Here is a 17227-nt window from a genome sequence, read left to right on the forward strand (position 1 = left end):
CCCCGAAGGGCACGGGGAACCGCGCGGCCGGCCACGAACCACCCGCGGCCGGCCGGCAACCCGCAGTTCCCCGGCGCTTCTCGGCGTCCGGCGCCCTGCGGAGCGCTCACGCCCCGCAGGACCTCAGGAAGGCCCGGGTCCGCTGGGCGATCGGCAGCGGAGCGTCCGGCGCGCACGGGTACATGTCCTGCTCGACGATCGCGAACAGATCCACGTCCAGATTCGCCGCGGCGGCCAGCACCGGCCCCAGCTCGGGCACGCCCTTCGGCGGCTCGCACATCACGCCCCGGGCGACGGCGGGCCCGAACGGGACCTCGTTCGCCCGCACGTCCGCCAGGATCTCGGGGTCGACCTGCTTGAGGTGCAGATAGCCGATGCGCTCGCCGTAGGTCTCGATCAGCTTGACGCTGTCGCCGCCGCAGTAGGCGTAGTGCCCGGTGTCCAGGCAGAGCGAGACCACCGAGGAGTCGGTGCCGTCCAGGAAGCGGACGACGTTCTGCTCGCTGTCGATGTGGGTGTCGGCGTGCGGGTGGACGACGATCTTCAGGCCGTACTTCTCCCGCACCTCCCGCCCGAGCCGCTCGGTGAGCTGGGTGAGGTGCCGCCACTGCTCGACGGTCAGCTCGCTGGGCTCCAGTACCTGGCCCGTCTTGTCGTCCCGCCAGAACGACGGGATGACGACCAGGTGCTCGGCGCCCATGGCCTGCGCGAGGACCGCGTTGTCGGCCACGTGCGCCCAGGTCTTGTCCCAGACGTCGGGGCCGTGGTGCAGCCCGGTGAAGACCGTGCCGGCCGACACTTTCAGGCCGCGTTTGGCGGTCTCCTCGGCGAGGACCGCCGGGTCGGTGGGCAGATAGCCGTACGGCCCCAGCTCGATCCACTCGTAGCCGGAAGCGGCGACCTCGTCGAGGAAGCGCTGCCAGGGGACCTGCTGGGGGTCGTCGGGGAACCAGACGCCCCAGGAGTCGGGCGCCGAGCCGACTCGGATGCGCGAAAGTGAGGACTGAGGTGACAACGACGTCATGGGAGTCAGCTTCAGCCTCGAAGCTGAGGGTGTCAATAGGTAGTCCGAATGTCTGGACAAAGTATTGACAGGGTCGCTCCGACAGGGCTAGACCTTGACGGACCCGGCGGACGGACCCGGCGCGTGAAGGGAACTCGATGGCGTACGACCTGATCACCATGGGGCGGATCGGTGTGGACCTCTACCCGTTGCAGACGGGGGTCCCGCTGCCGCAGGTGACGTCCTTCGGGAAGTTTCTCGGCGGATCGGCGACGAACGTCGCGGTGGCCGCGTCCCGCCTCGGCCGCTCCACCGCCGTCATCACCCGCACCGGCGAGGACCCCTTCGGCGAGTACCTCCACCAGGCACTGCGCGACTTCGGCGTGGACGACCGCTGGGTCACTCCGGTGCCCGGCCTCGCGACCCCGATCACCTTTTGCGAGGTGTTCCCGCCGGACGACTTCCCCCTCTACTTCTACCGCCGCCCGAAGGCCCCCGACCTGGAGATCGACGCCCGCGAGCTGGACCTCGACGCCATCGCCGGGACCCGGATCTTCTGGGTGACCGGCACCGGCCTGAGCGAGGAGCCCAGCCGTACGGCGACGCTCGCGGCGCTCGCCCACCGGGCCAGGGCGGGCACGACGGTCTTCGACCTCGACTGGCGCCCGATGTTCTGGAACGACCCGGCCGAGGCCCGCCCCTTCTACGAGGAGGCCCTGCGGCACACCACCGTCGCGGTCGGCAACCTCGACGAGGTCGAGGTCGCCACCGGAGTCCGCGAACCGCACGCCGCCGCCCGCGCGCTGCTCGACGCCGGGGTCGAACTCGCGGTCGTCAAGCAGGGCCCCAAGGGCGTCCTCGCGGTCAACAGCAAGGGCGAGTCCGCCGAGGTCCCGCCGCTGCCCGTGAACGTCCTCAACGGCCTCGGCGCCGGTGACGCCTTCGGCGGCTCCCTCTGCCACGGCCTGCTCGAAGGCTGGGGCCTGGAGAAGATCATGCGGCACGCCAACGCGGCCGGGGCCATCGTCGCCTCCCGCCTGGAGTGCTCGTCCGCCATGCCCACGGTGGACGAGATCGAGGCGGCGGTCGCGGCGGGGGCGGTCCTGTGACTCCCGCACGCCCCGTGAGCCCCCTCGGCCCCATCGACGTCTCCGCCCTCGTCCGCACCCGCGTCCACCACCCGGAGGCCATCGCCGAGGCCGCCGCCCGGCGCGTCCGGCGCCCCCTGATCGGGGACGGCGGCCGGCTGATGATCGTCGCCGCCGACCACCCGGCCCGTGGCGCGCTCTCCGTCGGTGACCGCAAGCTCGCCATGGCGAACCGCGTCGACCTCCTCGAACGACTGTGCCTGGCGCTGTCCCGCCCCGGCGTCGACGGTGTCCTCGCGACCGCCGACATCCTCGACGACCTGCTCCTCCTCGGCGCGCTCGACGGCAAGGTCGTCATGGGCTCGATGAACCGGGGCGGCCTGGCGGGCGCCAGCTTCGAACTGGACGACCGCTTCACCGGACACCGCCCCGAGGACATGGAGCGCCTCGGCTTCGACGCCGGCAAGCTCCTGCTGCGCGTCGACTACGACGACCCCGGCTCCCTGACCACCCTGGAGTCCACCGCCCGCGCCGTGGACGCCATGGCCGAGCGGCGGCTGCCCGTCTTCGTCGAGCCGTTCATCAGCCGCCGCGACCCGGCCACGGGCAAGGTCAGGAACGACCTGAGCGCCGACGCCGTCACCAAGTCGATCGCCATAGCGGCCGGGCTCGGCGGCACGTCGGCGTACACCTGGCTGAAGGTGCCCGTCACCGACAACCCCGACGACATGGCCCGTGTGATGGAGACCTCCACGCTGCCTGCCGTCCTCCTCGGCGGCGATGTCGGCGAGGACCAGGACGGCGCGTACGAGAAGTGGCGGGGCGCGCTGCAACTGCCCACCGTGCAGGGCCTGGTGGTCGGCCGCTCGCTGCTCTACCCGGCGGACGACGACGTGACCGCCGCCGTGGACACCGCCGTAGGACTGTTGTGAGGGCCGCATGACACACAAGACCGAGTTGTACGTACCCAAGGGCGCGACCGCGAACGCCCGGTACGCCGTCGACATCGACCCGAAGCGGGCCGGCTGGACCCACAGCAGCCTGCGCGTGGTGGAGTTGGAGCCGGGCGGCTCGCACACGTTCACGACCGGGGACAGCGAATGGATCGTGCTGTCCCTGGGTGGCGGTTGTACGGTGCAGGTGTCGGAGGAACCGGGCAATTCAGACGGTGGCGGCAGCGCCGAGTTCGAAATCCTGGGCAGGGAGAGCGTGTTCGCCGGAGTCTCCGACTTCGTCTACGCGCCCCGCGACGCCCGGGTACAGATCGCCTCCGGCGCGGGAGGCCGCTTCGCTTTGGCAGGAGCGAAGTGCGAGCGACGACTCCCCGCTCGTTACGGCCCCGCGCCGGAGGTCCCCGTGGAGGACCGGGGCAGCGGCAACTGCGCCCGCCAGGTACGCAACTTCGCCTCAGCGGACGCCTTCGAGTGCGACAAGCTGATCACCGTCGAGGTCATCACCCCCGGCGGCAACTGGTCCTCGTACCCGCCGCACAAGCACGACGAGAACCGGCCGGGGCAGGAGACCGAGCTGGAGGAGATCTACTACTTCGAGATCGACGGTCCCCACGGCTTCGGCTACCAGCGCGTGTCCCCCTCCCGCGAGGGCGGCTCCGAGGTGCTCGCCGAGGTCCGTTCCGGTGACGCGGTGCTCGTGCCCGACGGCTGGCACGGCCCGTCCGTCGCGCAGCCCGGCCACACCATGTACTACCTGAACGTGATGGCGGGCCCCGGCCCCGAGCGCGAGTGGCAGATCTGCTTCCACCCCGACCACGTCGAAAGCACAGGGGGCTACCGATGAGCCCGACCACGACCACGGCCACCACGCGGCTCACGGTCGCCCAGGCGCTGGTCCGCTTCCTCGCCGCCCAGTACACCGAGCGCGACGGCGAGCGGCGGCGGCTGATCGGCGCCACCTGGGGCATCTTCGGCCACGGCAACGTCGCGGGCCTCGGCCAGGCGCTCGTCGAGTACGCCGACGACATGCCCTACCTCCAGGGCCGCAACGAGCAGTCGATGGTCCACGCGGCCGTCGGCTACGCCCGGCAGTCGAACCGCCTGTCCACGCACGCCGTGACGACGTCCATCGGCCCCGGCGCCACCAACCTCGTCACCGGCGCCGCCCTCGCCACCATCAACCATCTCCCGGTGCTGCTGCTGCCCGGCGACACCTTCGCCACGCGGCCGGCCGACCCGGTCCTCCAGCAGCTCGAAGTCCCCTACGCGGGCGACATCAGCGTCAACGACACGCTGCGTCCGGTGTCGAGGTACTTCGACCGGATCACCCGCCCCGAGGCCCTGATCCCGGCCGCGCTGCAGGCGATGCGCGTCCTCACCGACCCGGTGGAGACGGGGGCCGTCACCCTCGCCCTGCCGCAGGACGTGCAGGCGGAGGCGTACGACTGGCCGGAGGAGTTCTTCGCCGAGCGGACCTGGAACGTCCGCCGCCCGGCCGCCGACGTCGCCGAACTGGCCGCCGCGACCGCCGCGATCCGCGCGGCCCGCCGCCCCCTGATCGTCGCCGGCGGCGGCGTCCACCACGCCCGCGCCGAGGAGGCCCTCGCCGAACTGGCCGCCGCCACCGGCATCCCCGTGGCGTCCACCCAGGCCGGCAAGGGCTCGCTGCGCTTCGACCACCCGCAGGACGTGGGCGGCATCGGCCACACCGGCACCGCGACGGCCGACGAACTCGCCCGCACCGCCGACCTGGTGATCGGCGTCGGCACCCGGTACACGGACTTCACCACGGCCTCGAACACCCTCTTCGCCGCCGACGACGTCCGTTTCCTCAACCTCAACATCGCGCCGTACGACGGCCACAAGCTCTCCGGGCTGCCGCTGATCGCGGACGCCCGGTCCGGCCTGGAGGCGCTCGCCGAGGCCCTGGAACTGCACGGGCACCGGGTCGCGGACGGCTACGTCGCCGAGTACGCGCAGGACAAGCAGCGCTGGGAGCACCGCGTCGACGCCTGCTACGAGGCCGACGAGCCGGACACCCGGCCCACCCAGGCCCAGGTGCTCGGCCTCCTCGACGAGATCGTCGACGAGGACGACATCCTCATCAACGCGGCCGGCTCCCTCCCCGGTGACCTGCACAAACTGTGGCGGACCCGGTCCCGGGACCAGTACCACCTGGAGTACGGCTACTCCTGCATGGGCTACGAGATACCGGCCGCGATCGGCGTCCGGCTGGCCGCTCCCGGGCGCCCGGTGTGGGCGCTGGTCGGCGACGGCACGTATCTGATGATGCCGACCGAGATCGTCACGGCCGTGCAGGAGAACGTCCCGATCAAGGTGCTGCTCGTGCAGAACCACGGGTACGCCTCCATCGGCGGCCTCTCCGAGTCGGTCGGCGGTGAGCGGTTCGGTACCGCCTACCGGCACCGCAACCCTGACGACGGCACGTTCACGGGCGCCCCGCTGCCCGTGGATCTCGCCGCCAACGCGGCCAGTCTCGGCATGCGCGTCCTGCGCGCCAGGACGGTCCGTGACCTGCGCGCCGCCCTCGCCGAGGCGCGGGCGGCCGACACTCCCACTTGTGTCTACGTGGAGACCCAAACGGCAGACACTGTGTCGGGCCCGCCTCCCGCGCAGGCCTGGTGGGATGTACCTGTGGCCGAGACCGCGACCCGTGCGTCGGCGGTCAAGGCACGCGAGGAGTACGACCGGCACGTCTCAACCCGACGCCGCCATCTGTGAGAAGGAGTTTCTCGGCATGACGAAGATCGTCAACCACTGGATCGGCGGCAAGACCGTCGAAGGCGCGTCGGGTACGTTCGGGCCGGTCACGGACCCGGCGACCGGCGCGGTCACCACCCAGGTCGCCTTCGCGACCGTCGACGAGGTCGACGCGGCGGTACGCACCGCCAAGGAGGCCTTCGTGACCTGGGGCCAGTCCTCGCTGGCCCAGCGCACCTCGATCCTGTTCAGGTTCCGCGCCCTGCTGGACGCCAACCGTGACGCGATCGCGGAGCTGATCACCGCCGAGCACGGCAAGGTGCACTCGGACGCGCTCGGCGAGGTCGCGCGCGGCCTGGAGATCGTCGAACTGGCCTGCGGCATCAACGTGCAGCTGAAGGGCGAGCTGTCCACGCAGGTCGCCAGCCGCGTCGACGTCTCCTCCATCCGCCAGCCGCTGGGCGTCGTCGCGGGCATCACGCCGTTCAACTTCCCGGCGATGGTCCCGATGTGGATGTTCCCGATGGCGATCGCGACCGGCAACACGTTCGTGCTGAAGCCGAGCGAGAAGGACCCCTCGGCCTCCATCAAGATCGCCGAACTCCTCTCGGAGGCCGGCCTCCCCGACGGCGTCTTCAACGTCGTCCACGGCGACAAGGTGGCCGTCGACCGCCTCCTGGAGCACCCGGACGTCAAGGCGGTCTCCTTCGTCGGCTCGACCCCGATCGCCCGCTACATCCACACCACGGCCTCCGCCAACCACAAGCGCGTCCAGGCCCTCGGCGGCGCCAAGAACCACATGCTGGTCCTCCCCGACGCCGACCTGGACGCGGCGGCCGACGCGGCGGTCTCGGCGGCCTACGGCTCGGCGGGCGAGCGCTGCATGGCGATCTCCGCGGTCGTGGCCGTGGGCGCGATCGGCGACGAACTGGTGGAGAAGATCCGCGAGCGCGCCGAGAAGATCAAGATCGGTCCCGGCAACGACCCGACGTCCGAGATGGGTCCGCTGATCACGGCGGTCCACCGCGACAAGGTGGCCTCGTACGTCGAGGGCGCGGCGGCCGAGGGCTGCGAGGTCGTCCTCGACGGCACCGGCTTCACGGTCGACGGCTTCGAGGACGGCCACTGGATCGGCATCTCGCTCCTCGACAAGGTCCCCACCACCGCGAAGGCGTACCAGGACGAGATTTTCGGCCCGGTGCTGACCGTGCTGCGCGTCGACACCTACGACGAGGGCATCGCCCTCATCAACGCCTCCCCGTTCGGCAACGGCACCGCGATCTTCACCCGCGACGGCGGCGCCGCCCGCCGCTTCCAGCTGGAGGTCGAGGCCGGCATGGTCGGCGTCAACGTCCCGATCCCGGTCCCCGTCGGCTACCACAGCTTCGGCGGCTGGAAGGACTCCCTCTTCGGCGACCACCACATCTACGGCAACGACGGCACCCACTTCTACACCCGCGGCAAGGTGGTCACCACCCGCTGGCCCGACCCGGCCGACGGCCCCTCGGCCGTGGACCTGGGCTTCCCGCGCAACCACTGAGCCCAGTCGTGACAGAGGGGGCGGCCGTGCACCGGCCGCCCCCTCGTTCACGTTGTCGCGTCAGCCGGGGCGGTCGGCGGAGCCGACCGTGCCCACGGCCCCGCCCTTGATCACTGCCAGCTCTTCCAGCACGGCTGGCCCGGCCAGCAGGCCGCCGAGACGGAGTGGCTCTTCGACGGCGTCCGGCCGGTGTCGGCGGAGACGATGCCGACGGCTGTGGTGATCAGGGCTGCGGTGGCCACGGCCGTGGCCAGAGCCTTGGTGATGAGTCGTTGCATCGCTGCGTTGATCCCTTCGCGCAGTGGGGGGTTGCGTCAGATCATCAGCTTGTTGGATCACTGCCCCACAAGTCAATGTGAAACTTCAAGTAACTCTCGCGCGCTGAACCGGTGTTCGGAGGGAACTGAAGGGCCACTTATCAGGTTGCTGTCAGGTCCGTCGCGCACCCCCGCATACCGCACCCGCTGTATGCCGGATTCCCCCCGTACGACCGTGGGATGTCCCACTCTTCCCCCCTCAGGGGGCCCTGGGGCACGGTAGGGGCCCCGTACCGTTGACGCATGGATCTTCGACTGACCGGGCCGCGCCTGCGCGGAGCGCTACGGCGGCGGCCGCGGCGCACCCTCGCCGCCGCGGCCGCCGTCGTCGTGCTCGCCGGCGCCGGTACCTGGACGGCCACCGCCTCCGACGAGGCGGCGCCGGTGAAGCGCTCCGACCGGGCCATGGACACGGCCGAGGGCGTGCGCATCGACACCTCGTACTTCACCTCCGGCGGTGCCGGCCGCCGCCCGGCCGTCCTGCTCGGACACGGCTTCGGCGGCAGCAAGAACGACGTCCGCAAGCAGGCCGAGGCACTCGCCCGCGACGGCTACGCGGTGCTGACCTGGTCCGCCCGCGGCTTCGGCGACTCGACCGGCAAGATCGGGCTGAACGACCCGAAGGGCGAGGTCGCCGACGTCTCGAAGCTGATCGACTGGCTCGCGAAGCGCCCCGAGGTTCAGCTCGACAAGAAGGGCGACCCGCGCCTCGGCGTCGCCGGCGCCTCGTACGGCGGGGCGATCTCGCTGCTGGCCGCCGGGTACGACGACCGGGTCGACGCCATCGCGCCCGCGATCACGTACTGGAACCTGGCGGACGCCCTGTTCCCGAACGGCGTCTTCAAGAAGCTGTGGGCCGGTCTGTTCGTCAACACCGGCGGCGGCTGCGAGAAGTTCGAGACCCAGCTCTGCGAGATGTACCAGCGGGTCGCCGAGTCGGGGCGGCCCGACGCGGAGGCCGTGAAGCTGCTCGCCGCGCGCAGCCCCGAGGCCGTCGGCGACCGCATCAAGGTGCCCACCCTGCTGATGCAGGGCCAGACCGACTCCCTCTTCCCGCTCGGCCAGGCCGACGCCGCCGCCCGGGCGATCAAGGCCAACGGCGCGCCCGTGGACGTCGACTGGATCTCCGGCGGCCACGACGGCGGCGACATGGAGACGAGCCGGGTCCAGGCCCGGACGCAGGCCTGGTTCGACCGCTATCTGAAGGGCGACAAGAGCGCGGACACCGGCTCCGCGTTCCGCGTCACCCGCACCCTCGGCGCCGGCTCCGGCGACGGCGAGCCCCGCCTCGCCGGTACGACCGACGACACCTACCCGGGCCTGGAGAACGACCCCACGAAGATCGCCCTCGCCGGCCGCGAGCAGAGCTTCGAGAACCCGGCGGGCGCCAACCCGCCCGCCATCTCCGCCCTGCCCGGCCTCGGCGCCGGCGGCGGCCTGGCCCAGCTGTCCTCCCTCGGCGTCGGCATCTCCCTCGACTTCCCCGGCCAGTTCGCCGCGTTCCGGTCCAGGCCCGTCACGGACGATCTGCAGATCACCGGCTCGCCCACGGCCACGGTCCATGTGAAGTCGACCAGCGAGGACGCCGTCCTCTTCGCCAAGGTGTACGACGTCGGCCCCGACGGCAGGTCCCAGGTCCTCCCCTCCCAGCTCGTCGACCCGATCCGGGTGGAGGGCGCCAAGGCGGGCAAGGACGTGAAGCTCACCCTCCCGGCCATCGACCACGAACTCGACGACGGCCACAGCCTCCGTCTGGTCCTCGCCTCCACCGACCTCGGCTACGCCTCCCCGACGACCCCGGCGACGTACACCGTCTCCCTCAAGGGCGGCCTGGAGGTGCCCACGCCCCTCGCCGGGGCCGACCGCACGGACATCCTGCCCGCCTGGGTCTGGTACCTGCCGATCGCCGGCGCCGTCATCGCGGCCGTCCTCCTCGTCACCGGACGCCGCCGGATCGTCACCCCGGCCCCCGACCCGGCGCTCGCCGAGGTCCCGCTGCAGATCACCGACCTGAGCAAGAAGTACAGGAACGGCGACCGCTACAGCGTCCGCGACCTCTCCCTGCGCGTGGAGAAGGGCCAGGTCCTCGGCCTGCTCGGACCGAACGGAGCGGGCAAGACGACGACCCTGCGCATGCTCATGGGCCTGATCCAGCCGGACGGCGGCCAGATCCGCGTCTTCGGCCACGCGATCGTGCCGGGCGCCCCGGTCCTCTCCCGGGTCGGCGCGTTCGTCGAGGGCGCGGGCTTCCTCCCGCACCTGTCCGGCCGCGAGAACCTGGAGCTGTACTGGGCCGCCACCGGCCGCCCGGCCGAGGACGCCCACCTCGACGAGGCCCTGGAGATCGCCGGCCTCGGCGACGCCCTGGCCCGCGCGGTGCGCACCTACTCCCAGGGCATGCGTCAGCGCCTCGCCATCGCCCAGGCCATGCTCGGCCTGCCCGACCTGCTGATCCTCGACGAGCCGACGAACGGACTCGACCCGCCGCAGATCCGCGAGATGCGCGAGGTCATGATCCGGTACGCGGCCGCCGGCCGTACGGTCATCGTCTCCAGTCACCTGCTGGCGGAGGTCGAGCAGACCTGCACGCATCTGGTCGTCATGGACCACGGGCAGCTCGTCCAGGCCGGCCCCGTGAGCGAGATCGTCGGCTCCGGCGACACGCTGCTGGTCGGCACCTCCGAGCCGGTGGACGAGCCGCTCGTCGAGAAGATCGCCGCTCTGCCGGGCGTCGACTCGGCCGTACCCGCCGACGGCGGTCTGGTGGTCCGCCTCGACGCCGGCGGCAGCGCCCGGCGTCTGGTCGCCGAGCTCGTCCGGCTGGACGTACCCGTGGAGTCCGTCGGCCCGCACCGCCGCCTCGAAGACGCCTTCCTCACCCTGATCGGAGAGTCCGCATGAGCACGCTGGCCGAGCGTGCCGAGCACGCAGAACCCGGGCCCGCCCGGCCCGTCGAGGTCGCCGACGGCTACCGCGCCGGCCGCACCCTGCCCCTCGGGGTCGAACTGGTCCGGCAGCTGAAGCGCCGCCGCACCCTGGTCATGGGCGGCATCCTGTTCGCCCTGCCGCTCGTGCTGCTGATCGCCTTCCAGGTCGGCGGCTCGCCCGGCGAGGGCAACAACCGGGTCAACCTGATGGACACGGCCACCGCGTCCGGCGCGAACTTCGCCGCGGTGAACCTGTTCGCCGCCGCGGGCTTCCTGCTCGTCATCCCCGTCGCGCTGTTCTGCGGCGACACGGTCGCCTCGGAGGCCAGCTGGTCCTCCCTGCGCTACCTTCTCGCCGCGCCCGTGCCGCGCGCCCGCCTGCTGTGGTCCAAGCTCGTCGTCGGCCTCACCCTCAGCCTCGCGGCGCTGGTGCTGCTGCCGGTCGTCGCCCTCGCGGTCGGCACCGCGGCCTACGGCTGGGGTCCGCTGGAGCTGCCCACCGGCGGCGAACTCGCCGCGGGCGCCGCCGCCCAGGCGCTGCTGATCACGGTCGGGTACATCTTCGTGTCCCAACTGGTCACCGCCGCACTGGCGTTCTGGCTCTCCACCCGGACGGACGCCCCGCTCGGCGCGGTCGGCGGTGCCGTCGGCCTCACCATCGTAGGCAATGTGCTCGACTCGGTGACCGCCCTCGGCGACTGGCGCGACTTCCTGCCCGCGCACTGGCAGTACGCCTGGCTGGACGTCGTCCGCCCGCAGCCCGAGTACACCGACATGATCCAGGGCGTCTCCGTCTCCGTAACGTACGCGTTGGTGCTGTTCGCCCTGGCCTTCCGCGGTTTCGGCCGCAAGGACGTCGTCTCCTAGGTCACCGGAGGATCACCCACCGGTCTCGGCGGGCGTCCGCCGTGGCCGCTTCGAGACGCATCCGCAACACCCCGTGGCGCACATCCGGGCCCCCCGCGCCGTCACAGTCACAACAACCGCCCGCGAGAACCCGCGGAAGGCGACGGACTACGTGGCTAGGGGGCCCGGATGCACGCGTATCGCAGGAGCACGCCGACGACGAGGACGACGGGGCCGACGACGACGGGGCCGAGGCGGACGGCCGGGCGGCGGACCGGCGCCGCACTCCTCGCCCTGGGCGCCGCCTGCGCCCTGCTCCTCACCGGCTGCGGCGGCAGCGGTGACGGAGGCAACTCCTCCTCGTACGACCGGGGAGGCAGCGGCGGCAAGGCGGACGGCTTCCCGGCTCCCGCGCCCGAGGGTCCCGACTCCGGCGAACAGCGCGATGAACAAGGCGACGAATCCGGCGACTTCGCCCCGTCCCCCGACCACCTCTCCACCTTCGCCCTCGACGTCGACACGGCCTCCTACGGCTACGCCCGCCGCACCCTGGACGAGGGCAGCCTGCCCGACCCGGCGACGGTCCGCCCGGAGGAGTTCGTCAACAGCTTCCGCCAGGACTACGAACGCCCGGACGGCGACGGCTTCTCGGTCACCGTCGACGGCGCCCGCACCGACGCCGAGAACTGGTCCCTGGTCCGCGTCGGCCTCGCCACCCGGACCGCCGGCGGCGACGGCGAACGCCCGCCCGCCGCCCTCACCTTCGTCATCGACGTCTCCGGGTCCATGTCCGAACCGGGCCGCCTCGACCTCGCCCAGGACGCCCTGCGCACGATGACGAACCGGCTGCGCGACGACGACTCGGTCGCCGTCGTCACCTTCAGCGACGAGGCCGAGACCGTCCTGCCGATGACCCGCCTCGACGGCAACCGGGGCGAGATCCGCGAGGCGGTCGACAGCCTGGAACCCACCGACTCCACCAACCTCGCGGCGGGCGTCGAGACCGGCTACGAGACCGCCGTCGAGGGCCTGCGCAAGGGCGCCACGAACCGGGTCGTCCTGCTCTCCGACGCCCTCGCCAACACCGGTTCCACCGACGCCGAGACCATCCTGGAACGCATCGCGAGCGAACGCCGCGACCACGGCATCACCCTCTTCGGCGTGGGCGTCGGCAGCGACTACGGCGACGAGCTCATGGAACAACTCGCCGACCGGGGCGACGGCCACACCACCTACGTCTCCACCGAGGAGGAGGCGGAGGAGGTCTTCTGCGAGGAACTCCCGCGCCACGTCGACCTCACCGCCCGAGACGCCAAGGCCCAGGTCGCCTTCGACCCGGCCACGGTCGAGGAGTTCCGCCTGATCGGCTACGACAACCGGCGGGTCGCGGACGAGGATTTCCGTGACGACCGGGTCGACGGCGGCGAGGTCGGCCCCGGCCACACCGTCACCGCCCTCTACGTCGTCCGCACCAAGGACGGCGCCGACGGCGGCCACCTCGCCACCGCCACCGTCCGCTGGCTGGACCCCGACACCCGCACCCCGCACGAGGAGGCGGCGGGCCTGGAGGCGTCGGCCCTGCACGACGACCTGTGGACCGACTCCCCGTACGGCCTGCGGGTGGCCGCCGTGGCCGCCTACTTCGCCGACTCCCTCCGCCAGGAGGACGGCCGCCGGCCCGACCTCCCGGCCCGCCCCTCCCTGCACCGACTGGGCCTGCGGGCCGACGATCTGGCGAGGGACCGCGAGGACAAGGACCTCTACGCCCTCGCCGAGGCGATCAAGTCGGCGGAGGAGCTGATGGGTTAGGGCCGTGGCGCGCAGACCGAGGGCAACGCCCGCACCAGCCCCTGCCCGTGCAACCGGTCCAGCCGGCGGTCGACCGCGGACCACACCGCCGCCACCCGCAGCCGGGGCGCGCACGACGCCCCGGCCCGCGGCGACTCCGTCTCCTGGAGCGCGCTCAGCAGCTGGGTGGTGATCCGGTCGAGCACCGGCCGGACCTCCTTCACCAGATCGGGCCGCTCGGTGGGCCGCTCCTCGGGGTGCGCGTCCCAGCGGGCGTAAAGACCGCGCTGCACCAGCTTGTTGGCCTCGATCTGGTCCCGGAACACGGCGGTGACGGCATCGGGGTCGAGGCCGAGCCCGACCGCCCGTGCCGCCACGTCGTCCAGGATCGCCTTCTCCCGCACGGGATCGTCGATCGGCGTGGTCGTCCCGTACTTCGCCGCCGCGACCTTGTCCGCGACGAGCAGCCGTTCGGCGAACAGATCCGTCACCGCGGTGAGCGACCGGGCACCCGGAGCCGTACGAGGAGGAGCAAAGGACGACTCGGCGGCGACCGGCGAAGCACCGGGCAGGGCCGCGGCGGACGAGGCACCGGCGGCCAGACAGACGCAGACGGAGGCGACGGCGGAGATCAGGGTGGAACCGAGGCGGTGGGGGCGCATGATCCACACCTATCACGCGCCCATCCCGAGCCCCGCAGTCATACCGAAGCATTGATATTTCCTTACGTACCGGTAAGTTGACTCGCCAGTAACGTGGATGTGTGAGACCTCGGGGAGCGGTGATGGGCGTACGCAGGGACTTGAACCGGGCGAAACAGCGCGGCGGCCTGTCCGACCGCGCGAAGGTCGAGGTCGTCAGGGACGCGCGAGGTGTCGTCCGCGAGGCGCGCACGCCCGCCCTCGCGCCCCGCCCGACCGGCGGCAGCATCGCCGACCTCCCCTTCGTCAACGCCACCGAGGCGCCCGGCGCGGTGGTCCTGCGCCGCGCCGACCACCACGGCACCTTCCACCCGGTGACCGCCGCCGCCTTCGCCCGCGAGGTCACCGAGACCGCCAAGGGGCTGATCGCCGCCGGCCTCGAACCGGGCGGCCGCGTCGCGCTGATGTCCCGCACCCGCTACGAGTGGACGGTCCTCGACTTCGCCGTCTGGGCGGCCGGCGGCCAGTCCGTGCCCATCTACGCCACGTCCTCGCCCGAGCAGATCGAGTGGATCGTCCGCGACTCCGGCTCCCGTTTCGTGGTCGTGGAGACCGCCGGGAACGCGGAGGCCGTCGCCACGGCCACGGCCCGCCACTCCCAGCCCCCGCACGTCTGGCAGATCGACCGGGAGGCCCTCGCCCACCTCGCGGACCTCGGCCGGGGCGTCCCCGACGACGAGGTCACCAAGCGCCGCGCCGCCCTCACCCCGGACACGGCCGCGACCATCTGCTACACCTCCGGCACCACCGGCCGCCCCAAGGGCTGCGTCCTCACCCACGCCAACCTCCACGCGGAGGCCGCCAACACGGTCGAACTCCTCCACCCGATCTTCAAGGAGATCACCGGCCAGGCAGCCTCCACCCTCCTCTTCCTCCCCCTGGCCCACATCCTCGGCCGCGCGATCCAGATCGCCTGCCTGATGGCCCGCATCGAGATCGGCCACTGCCCGAGCATCAAGCCCGACGAACTGCGGCCCGCCCTCAAGAAGTTCCGCCCCACCTTCCTCGTCGGCGTCCCCTACCTCTTCGAGCGGATCCACGCCACCGGCCGCGCCACCGCCGAACGCATCGGCCGCGGCGCCTCCTTCGACCGCGCCCACCGCATCGGCGTGCGCTTCGCCCAGGCCTACCTGGACAGGTTCCTGGACCGGGGCCCCGGCCCCACCCCCGGCCTGTACGCCGCCTGGGCCCTGTACGACCTGCTGGTCTACCGCCGCATCCGCAGGGAACTGGGCGGCCGGATGCGTTACGCCATCAGCGGTGGCTCCCCGCTCGACCGCGACCTCAACCTCTTCTTCTACGCCGCCGGGGTCATCGTCTACGAGGGCTACGGCCTCACCGAGACCACCGCGGCCGCCACCATCGTCCCGCCCCTGGGGCCCCGGCCCGGCACCGTCGGCCGGCCCGTCCCCGGCACCGCGGTCCGCATCGCCGACGACGGGGAGGTCCTCATCAAGGGCGGCATCGTCTTCGGCGCCTACTGGAACAACCCGGTCGCCACCGACGCCGCCCTCACCGACGGCTGGTTCGCCACCGGTGACCTCGGCGCGCTCGACGAGGACGGATACCTCACCATCACCGGCCGCAAGAAGGACGTCCTCATCACCTCCGGCGGCAAGAATGTCTCCCCGGCCGTCCTGGAGGACCGGCTGCGCAGCCGTCCCCCGGTCGGGCAGTGCATCGTCGTCGGCGACAACCGCCCCTTCGTCGCCGCCCTCATCACCCTCGACCCCGAGGACGTCACCCACTGGCTGCACGTGCGCGGCATGTCCCCGGACACCCCGCTCGCCGAGATCGTCGCCGACCCCCGGATGCGCGCCGACGTCCAGCAGGCCGTCGACTACGCCAACCAGGCCGTCTCCCGCGCCGAGTCCATCCGCGAGTTCAAGGTGGTGGAAGGCGGCTTCAGCGAGGAGAACGGCCTGCTCACCCCGTCGATGAAGATCAAACGCCACGCGGTCACGGCGGCGTACGCGGCGGCGATCGAATCGCTCTACGCGAAGAAGTGAGCCGGGGCCGGCACCTGGGGGGAGACGGCGAAGCGGGCCGCCGATGAACTCGGCGACCCGCTCCGGTGTGTCCGGTGGTGGTGTCAGTGGTGCTTGGCGCCGTTGTCGCCGCCGTTGTTGTTGCCGTTGCCGTTGTCCGAGAGGATCGGGATGTCGGACAGGATGTGCGACAGCGGCTCGTCACCCTTGGCCTGGGTGGAGTTCTCGGTGCACTGCTGGTTCTGCGGGGCGGACAGGATCGGGACGTCCTGGACGACCGCCGCCGCCAGCGCGGCGAGGTTGGCCTTGAGCGGCAGGCCGATGCAGGGCTTGTTGAGCGAGCCCTGGACCAGCGAGAGCTGCGGGCTCATGTCGCCCTTGGTCACGGAGTTGCCGAACGCCTGGCTGGCACCGTTGCCGCTGAAGGACGTGGTCCCACCGTCGTCGGCGAGCGCCTGGGGAGCGGTCGCGGCCCCGAGGCCGGCGATGGAAACGGCAACAGCCGCGGTAGCCCACAGCTTCTTCATGTTCGATCCCTTTCGGAAAGCGGACTCCGTTGCGGAGTTGCGCCCTGCTCAACAGGACATCCGGCCAACGGTTGCGTTGATTGCCCCTGTTGGCGCAATAGGAGGCTTATCGGGGCACTTGTGTGCCCGTGGTGGGCCGTCGAGTGAGGCAGGCCCACCCGTGCGGCGGCGGTGTTACTTCTTCCCGCCGTTGCCGTTGCCGTTGTCCGAGAGGATCGGGATGTCGGACAGGATGTGCGACAGCGGCTCGTCACCCTTGGCCTGGGTGGAGTTCTCGGTGCACTGCTGGTTCTGCGGGGCGGACAGGATCGGGACGTCCTGGATGACGGCCGCCGCCACCGCGGCGAGGTTGACCTTGGCGGGCAGAGCGATGCAGGGCTTGTTGAACGAGCCCTGGATCAGCGCCATCTGCGGGCTCATGTCGCCGTACGTCGCCGAGTTTCCGTATACCTGCTGGGCGTCGTTCCCGCTGAAGCTCGTGGTACCGCCGTCATCGGCGAGCGCCTGGGGTGCGGCGACGGCCGAGGCTCCGACGACGGAGGCGGCGATCGTGGCCACGGCCATAATCTTCTTGATCACTTGCGATCCTTTCTGAAGAACCCCGTTTCCACCGGAGCGCCTTGGACAACTCCCCCCGGCCTCCTGGGTTGCTCTGATTCACTCCGTCGGCCCATTCGAAAGGCGTGGAGCGGGGCGCGTGGAGCGTCGTCGATCCCTGAGAATTCGCGGCGTGAGCGGGGCCGAACGGGTGATATGCCGAAACCGCTACGGGTGTGGCGCCGTTGCTGCCGGAGCAGGGGCCTGCGGGTCCCGCCAGGAAAGGAACGC

General features: G+C 71.6%; 14 protein-coding genes. 9 read left to right on the forward strand and 5 right to left on the reverse strand.

The window, feature by feature from the left end:
- Positions 1 to 106: 106 nt before the first annotated feature.
- Positions 107 to 1024: a sugar phosphate isomerase/epimerase family protein gene (locus ACWCRJ_RS32455; protein ID WP_450942634.1), complete on the reverse strand. Its 918-nt coding sequence runs from the start codon at positions 1022 to 1024 to the stop codon at positions 107 to 109.
- A gap of 137 nt (positions 1025 to 1161) precedes the next feature.
- On the opposite strand from ACWCRJ_RS32455, the gene iolC reads away from it, so the two are divergent.
- The 5 genes from iolC to mmsA are packed head-to-tail and all read left to right on the forward strand — an operon-like array spanning position 1162 to position 7305.
- On the forward strand, positions 1162 to 2112 hold the full coding sequence (iolC, locus tag ACWCRJ_RS32460) for a 5-dehydro-2-deoxygluconokinase (RefSeq protein WP_450942635.1): 951 nt from the start codon (positions 1162 to 1164) through the stop codon (positions 2110 to 2112).
- A 32-nt stretch (positions 2113 to 2144) separates the two neighbouring features.
- The gene (locus ACWCRJ_RS32465) at positions 2145 to 3023 is read left to right on the forward strand and encodes a Cgl0159 family (beta/alpha)8-fold protein (RefSeq protein WP_450942708.1); all 879 of its coding nucleotides are present in this window, start codon (positions 2145 to 2147) and stop codon (positions 3021 to 3023) included.
- Between the two features lie 7 nt (positions 3024 to 3030).
- Positions 3031 to 3888 (forward strand): 5-deoxy-glucuronate isomerase, encoded by an 858-nt coding sequence (gene iolB, locus ACWCRJ_RS32470; RefSeq protein WP_450942636.1) that lies wholly within the window; start codon positions 3031 to 3033, stop codon positions 3886 to 3888.
- Positions 3885 to 5786 carry a 3D-(3,5/4)-trihydroxycyclohexane-1,2-dione acylhydrolase (decyclizing) gene (gene iolD, locus ACWCRJ_RS32475; protein WP_450942637.1) on the forward strand — a complete coding sequence of 634 codons (1902 nt, stop codon included), beginning with the start codon at positions 3885 to 3887 and terminating at the stop codon, positions 5784 to 5786. Before iolB ends, iolD begins: the two co-directional genes overlap by 4 nt.
- A 16-nt stretch (positions 5787 to 5802) precedes the next feature.
- Positions 5803 to 7305: a CoA-acylating methylmalonate-semialdehyde dehydrogenase gene (gene mmsA / locus ACWCRJ_RS32480; RefSeq protein ID WP_450942638.1), complete on the forward strand. Its 1503-nt coding sequence runs from the start codon at positions 5803 to 5805 to the stop codon at positions 7303 to 7305.
- 110 nt (positions 7306 to 7415) lie between these two features.
- Here the strand turns inward: mmsA and ACWCRJ_RS32485 are convergent, their stop codons facing one another.
- Positions 7416 to 7583 carry a hypothetical protein gene (locus tag ACWCRJ_RS32485; protein WP_450942639.1) on the reverse strand — a complete coding sequence of 56 codons (168 nt, stop codon included), beginning with the start codon at positions 7581 to 7583 and terminating at the stop codon, positions 7416 to 7418.
- A 282-nt stretch (positions 7584 to 7865) separates the two neighbouring features.
- Between ACWCRJ_RS32485 and ACWCRJ_RS32490 the strand changes: the two genes are divergently transcribed.
- From ACWCRJ_RS32490 to ACWCRJ_RS32500, 3 genes are all read left to right on the forward strand, one after another.
- On the forward strand, positions 7866 to 10523 hold the full coding sequence (locus ACWCRJ_RS32490) for an alpha/beta fold hydrolase (RefSeq protein WP_450942640.1): 2658 nt from the start codon (positions 7866 to 7868) through the stop codon (positions 10521 to 10523).
- Positions 10520 to 11416 carry an ABC transporter permease gene (locus tag ACWCRJ_RS32495; protein ID WP_450942641.1) on the forward strand — a complete coding sequence of 299 codons (897 nt, stop codon included), beginning with the start codon at positions 10520 to 10522 and terminating at the stop codon, positions 11414 to 11416. The genes ACWCRJ_RS32490 and ACWCRJ_RS32495 overlap by 4 nt, the downstream gene beginning before the upstream one ends.
- 168 nt (positions 11417 to 11584) lie before the next feature.
- On the forward strand, positions 11585 to 13204 hold the full coding sequence (locus ACWCRJ_RS32500) for a YfbK domain-containing protein (protein WP_450942642.1): 1620 nt from the start codon (positions 11585 to 11587) through the stop codon (positions 13202 to 13204).
- Here ACWCRJ_RS32500 and ACWCRJ_RS32505 read toward each other — a convergent pair.
- Positions 13201 to 13845, reverse strand: coding sequence for a chorismate mutase (locus ACWCRJ_RS32505; protein WP_450942643.1), 645 nt, complete (start codon positions 13843 to 13845; stop codon positions 13201 to 13203). The two genes, ACWCRJ_RS32500 and ACWCRJ_RS32505, sit on opposite strands and share 4 nt — an antisense overlap.
- A 122-nt stretch (positions 13846 to 13967) precedes the next feature.
- Between ACWCRJ_RS32505 and ACWCRJ_RS32510 the strand changes: the two genes are divergently transcribed.
- Positions 13968 to 15893, forward strand: a complete 1926-nt coding sequence (locus ACWCRJ_RS32510) for an AMP-dependent synthetase/ligase (protein ID WP_450942644.1) — start codon at positions 13968 to 13970, stop codon at positions 15891 to 15893.
- A gap of 83 nt (positions 15894 to 15976) precedes the next feature.
- On the opposite strand, the gene ACWCRJ_RS32515 is transcribed toward ACWCRJ_RS32510, so the two are convergent.
- On the reverse strand, positions 15977 to 16399 hold the full coding sequence (locus ACWCRJ_RS32515; protein WP_450942645.1) for a rodlin: 423 nt from the start codon (positions 16397 to 16399) through the stop codon (positions 15977 to 15979).
- 174 nt (positions 16400 to 16573) lie between these two features.
- On the reverse strand, positions 16574 to 16978 hold the full coding sequence (locus ACWCRJ_RS32520; protein ID WP_450942646.1) for a rodlin: 405 nt from the start codon (positions 16976 to 16978) through the stop codon (positions 16574 to 16576).
- Positions 16979 to 17227 lie beyond the last annotated feature (249 nt).

The sequence above is a fragment of the Streptomyces sp. NPDC002324 genome, assembly GCF_053593335.1.

Coding starts and splice junctions, on each gene's coding strand:
- ACWCRJ_RS32485 (WP_450942639.1), bottom strand. CDS start 7,583: ATGCAACGACTCATCACCAAGGCTCTGGCCACGGCCGTGGCCACCGCA.
- ACWCRJ_RS32505 (WP_450942643.1), bottom strand. CDS start 13,845: ATGCGCCCCCACCGCCTCGGTTCCACCCTGATCTCCGCCGTCGCCTCC.
- ACWCRJ_RS32510 (WP_450942644.1), top strand. CDS start 13,968: ATGGGCGTACGCAGGGACTTGAACCGGGCGAAACAGCGCGGCGGCCTG.
- ACWCRJ_RS32515 (WP_450942645.1), bottom strand. CDS start 16,399: ATGAAGAAGCTGTGGGCTACCGCGGCTGTTGCCGTTTCCATCGCCGGC.
- ACWCRJ_RS32490 (WP_450942640.1), top strand. CDS start 7,866: ATGGATCTTCGACTGACCGGGCCGCGCCTGCGCGGAGCGCTACGGCGG.
- ACWCRJ_RS32500 (WP_450942642.1), top strand. CDS start 11,585: ATGCACGCGTATCGCAGGAGCACGCCGACGACGAGGACGACGGGGCCG.
- iolD (WP_450942637.1), top strand. CDS start 3,885: ATGAGCCCGACCACGACCACGGCCACCACGCGGCTCACGGTCGCCCAG.
- mmsA (WP_450942638.1), top strand. CDS start 5,803: ATGACGAAGATCGTCAACCACTGGATCGGCGGCAAGACCGTCGAAGGC.
- ACWCRJ_RS32495 (WP_450942641.1), top strand. CDS start 10,520: ATGAGCACGCTGGCCGAGCGTGCCGAGCACGCAGAACCCGGGCCCGCC.
- iolB (WP_450942636.1), top strand. CDS start 3,031: ATGACACACAAGACCGAGTTGTACGTACCCAAGGGCGCGACCGCGAAC.
- ACWCRJ_RS32455 (WP_450942634.1), bottom strand. CDS start 1,024: ATGACGTCGTTGTCACCTCAGTCCTCACTTTCGCGCATCCGAGTCGGC.
- iolC (WP_450942635.1), top strand. CDS start 1,162: ATGGCGTACGACCTGATCACCATGGGGCGGATCGGTGTGGACCTCTAC.